This is a genomic window from Pseudomonadota bacterium (assembly GCA_026388215.1).
Lineage (GTDB): Bacteria > Desulfobacterota > Syntrophorhabdia > Syntrophorhabdales > Syntrophorhabdaceae > JAPLKF01.
Window position 1 is genome coordinate 1 of record JAPLKF010000001.1, and the last position, 4,052, is coordinate 4,052.

Sequence of the window (4,052 nt, forward strand, 5' to 3'; positions counted from 1 at the left end):
GCAGCCTGTACCCCAAGAACCCATGAACCTCTTTTCAAAAGGACAGTAAAAGAGGCAGGGTTAAACCCATACCTCCTTGAATTTGTAAGCATCAGGGAGCAATCCTCATGGGTGCATATGAATAACCCTCAGGTTGCGACAGAAAAGGCAAAGGACCTCATTAAAATGGGAGTTGCCAAAGCTGCACTGCTTGAGGAAGGAGAAGAGATCAGGCTTCCTGTAAAGACCGACTGCCTGATCATAGGTGGAGGGGTAGCTGGTATTACTGCCGCACATAATCTTGCATATCAAGGTTTTAATGTAACCATTGTAGAGAGGGAGACAAAACTCGGCGGTCTTTTAAACAGGATAGGGGAGATCGAAAGCGATGACAGAGAAATTTCATCTGAAGAGATTGTGAAGGCAAAGATAGACCAGATAGTCAAATATCCAAATATTAAGGTATTCACAAACACTACCATAAAAGATATTACAGGATATATAGGGAATTATAAGGTCACAGTTCAGTCAAACGGCACCGAAGAAACCTTCGATGTATCAACGGTTATTGTGGCTACCGGGATGCAGGAAGTCGAACCCGTTGACCAATTCTGCTACGGTGAGAATAACCATGTCGTAACCCAGCTTCAGTTGGAGGGTCTACTTAAAGAAAACAGACTCGACAATATCGGGAGCGTGGTAATGATCAATTGTGTAAATTCCATGAACGAAACCCGAGGATGCTGCAATATCGGCTGTAATGTATCCATTAAAAACGCCATCACGTTAAAAAAGAGATTCAACAATGCGAAAATTTATATCCTCTATAGAACCCTCTGTTTGGTAAAGGAAGAACGGAGGATTGTCGAAAAGGCAAAAGATGCAGGTATCAAATTCATCCGTTTCCCTGATGACCGCTATCCTGAAGTAAACAGTGACAACGATCAACTATCAATAAAGGTTTATGATACCCTTCTGGGCAGGGAATTTAATATCCCTGCTGATTTACTCGTTCTGACAACTGCCTTTGAAGGCGATAAGAGCGTAGACGAGGTAAAAGGTCAGCTTAAGGTCTCTTCAAATGCGGAAGGATTTTTCCAGGAAGCACATATCAAATTGGGACCTTTAGACTTTCCAGTAGACGGGGTCTTTCTATGTGGTGGTGCCCGATCACCGAAAAATGTAAAGGATACCTGTGAGGAAGCTATTGGAGCAGCAATGAGAGCTTCTATTCCTATGAAGAGGGGCTACATAGAAGCAGAAGGCATTGTTGCAGACATAAATCTTAATGAATGCAACGGTTGCGGGATTTGTGTTGATAACTGCCCTTATAGTGCAATAAAATGGGCAGCTGAAAAACAACCTGCTGTAATTAAAGCCCTTTGTAAAGGATGTGGTCTCTGTGCTGCAGATTGTCCGAAAAATGCGATAACAGTTGTTCATTTCTCAGATGAACAAATCCTTGCCCAGGTAGAAGCTGCCCTTGAAGAAAAACCTGAAGAAAAGATTGTTGCCTTTGTCTGTCATTGGTGCTGCTTGGGGGCAGTAGATATGGCAGGTGTAGGCAGGTTGCAATACCCACCAAATGCAAGGCTCATCAGGGTGATGTGTTCGGCACGGGTTGCAGCAAAACATGTGTTTCGTGCCTTTGAGCTTGGTGCGGCGGGAGTATTTGTAGGAGGATGTGAATTCCCGACCTGTCATTACATTGTGGGCAATTATAAGGCTGAAAAACGGATGGAAAGGGTCAAAAAGACCCTTGCCAGAAAAGGCTATAATCCTGAAAAACTTTGGGTCGACTGGCTTTCAGCAGCAGATGGTCCTAAGTTTGCAAATATTATGAGAAATATGGTGAAACAACTTAACCTGGGGTGAATACATGGAATTAGCGACAAAAGAGATGGAGATGGATAAGTCTGAATTGGCAAAAAATGTTTACGATGTATCAATGTTCCGGGTGTGTGAACAGTGTGGATGTTGCAGTTCTGCATGTCCTCTTACCGGCAAGAATGGTTTCAATATCCGGCGTATTATAAGACATCTTGAACTTGATCTGGCTGATGAAGTTGCTGATTCTCCATTGCCATGGTCATGCACGACCTGTGGCAGGTGTGAAGATGCATGCCCAAATGGAATCAAAATCCTTGATCTTATAAGATTTTTACGCCAGTCATCTCCTGAAAAATGGGTACCTGAGGGGCCACCGTGTATCCTTGCCTGTCCCGCTCACATAAATATACCAGAATACCTAAGACTTATAGCCCAGGGAAAAATTGACGAAGCATACGCTCTGATTCGAGAAAAGGTTCCTTTCCCTGGTATTTTGGGTCGTGTCTGCACCCGGCCCTGCGAGGATAAATGTAAGCGCGGGGAGGTAAACAACCCCGTTTCCATATGTGTTCTCAAACGATACGTGGCTGATAACGAAAAAGTCTCACAGGAAAAGTTTTTACAGGTTCCAAAAGATACCGGCCATAAGATAGCAATCATCGGGGCTGGTCCATCCGGTCTTACTGCAGCATTTTATATTAGGAAAAAGGGCCATCAGGTTATTATTTTTGAAGAGAAATCCGAACCGGGAGGCATGATGTACTCTGCCATTCCGGCTTATCGTTTACCTCAGGAAGTTGTGAAAAAAGAGATTCAACAGGTTCTGGATATCGGGATTGAATTAAAGACTGGAAAAAAATTGGGAAGGGATTTTGACATACCTCAGTTGAAAGCCGATGGCTATGAAGCAGTTTACATTGCTACTGGTGGGTCATTGAGTAGAAAAATAGGCCTGAAAGGGGCCGATTTGAATGGTGTTTTCTGGGGTGTAGATTTTCTCTATGAGTTAAAGGAAAAAAAAGAGATTATTTTAAAAGACAGGGTGATTGTGATAGGTGGTGGAAATGTTGCGGTTGACGTTGCCCTTACTGCACTCCGTCTTGGTGCAAAAGAGGTAACTCTGGCCTGTCTGGAGAGTCGTGAAGAAATGCCAGCTAATGAGTGGGAAATCAAACAGGCACTGGAAGAAGGGATTATTATAATGCCCTCATGGGGCCCTTCCAGAATACTGGGAAGTAACGGAAATGTTTCAGGAATAGAACTTGTTCAATGCACCTCAGTTTTTGATAAAGACAATAATTTTAATCCTACCTTTGATAATAATATTAAGACGTTAGTTGATGTTGACATAGTGATGCTTGCCATAGGACAGGCAGCTGACCTTTCTTTTGTAGAGGGCAGCAAAGTACCATTGAAGGTTGACCGCGGAATCATAGTGGTTAATAAAACAACTCAGGAAACAAATATACCCGGTGTTTTTGCAGGGGGCGATATAGCCGGTTTACCTGGTACTATCATAGAAGCCATTTCAGCCGGAAGAAGGGCAGCAAGCTCAATCGACAGATTTTTAGGCGGAGACGGTAACATAGATGAAACTTTTGTGGAAATACCACTAATTCAACTTACCCTTGGAAGGAGGAAGAAAGGTTTTGCAGATCTTAGAAGAATAGAAGAAAACAAATTACCAATTAATGAAAGAAAAAATAATTTTACAGAAGTTGAGCTTGGATTTAATCAAGATCAAGGACAAAGTGAAGCAATGCGATGCTTGGAATGTGATTCAGAAATTAATGCCTGTTTAAAAAACATATAAAAAATCAGTTATATAATAATATTTAAAGGAGTGGGGATTAATGATTTAGGTTTATTGAAAAATAAAGGTTCTGATAAGGAATATTATGTTAACCATTATTTATTACTTTTTATAATTTTAATTATTTCCTCTATTTTTCTGTCTCTAACAAAGTATTTAACACTAGATCCTTCTCTTTCATTCTCAACTATGCCCTTGCTTCTTAGAATTGATAGATGTTGTGAAACAGTTGATTGTGGAAGATCCAAATATTTCCATATATTTCTTACACACTTTTCATTTTCTAATAATGTTTCTATAATTTTTATTCTTATAGGGTGACCGATGGTTTTGAATATGTCTGCCCATTTTAAATATGAATTGTCTTTCATATGAGAAGAAAATACTATTCAAATATTATTAATAAGTCAAATAAATAAAACAATTATTA

3 protein-coding genes are annotated in these 4,052 nt (G+C 40.6%); 2 read left to right on the top strand and 1 reads right to left on the bottom strand.

The features are described 5' to 3' along the window. Together NTU69_00005 and NTU69_00010 are read left to right on the top strand one after the other, a co-directional pair. Nucleotides 1–1,854, top strand: a 1,854-nt coding sequence (locus NTU69_00005) for an FAD-dependent oxidoreductase (protein ID MCX5801916.1), incomplete at its 5' end; no start/stop codon positions are given. Between the two features lie 4 nt (nt 1,855–1,858). Beyond that, on the top strand, nt 1,859–3,622 hold the full coding sequence (locus NTU69_00010) for an FAD-dependent oxidoreductase (protein ID MCX5801917.1): 1,764 nt from the start codon (nt 1,859–1,861) through the stop codon (nt 3,620–3,622). Nucleotides 3,623–3,717: 95 nt separating this feature from the next. Here the strand turns inward: NTU69_00010 and NTU69_00015 are convergent, their stop codons facing one another. Next, a complete protein-coding gene (locus NTU69_00015) occupies nt 3,718–3,993 on the bottom strand; it encodes a metalloregulator ArsR/SmtB family transcription factor (protein MCX5801918.1) in 276 nt (91 codons plus the stop codon). Nucleotides 3,994–4,052 lie beyond the last annotated feature (59 nt).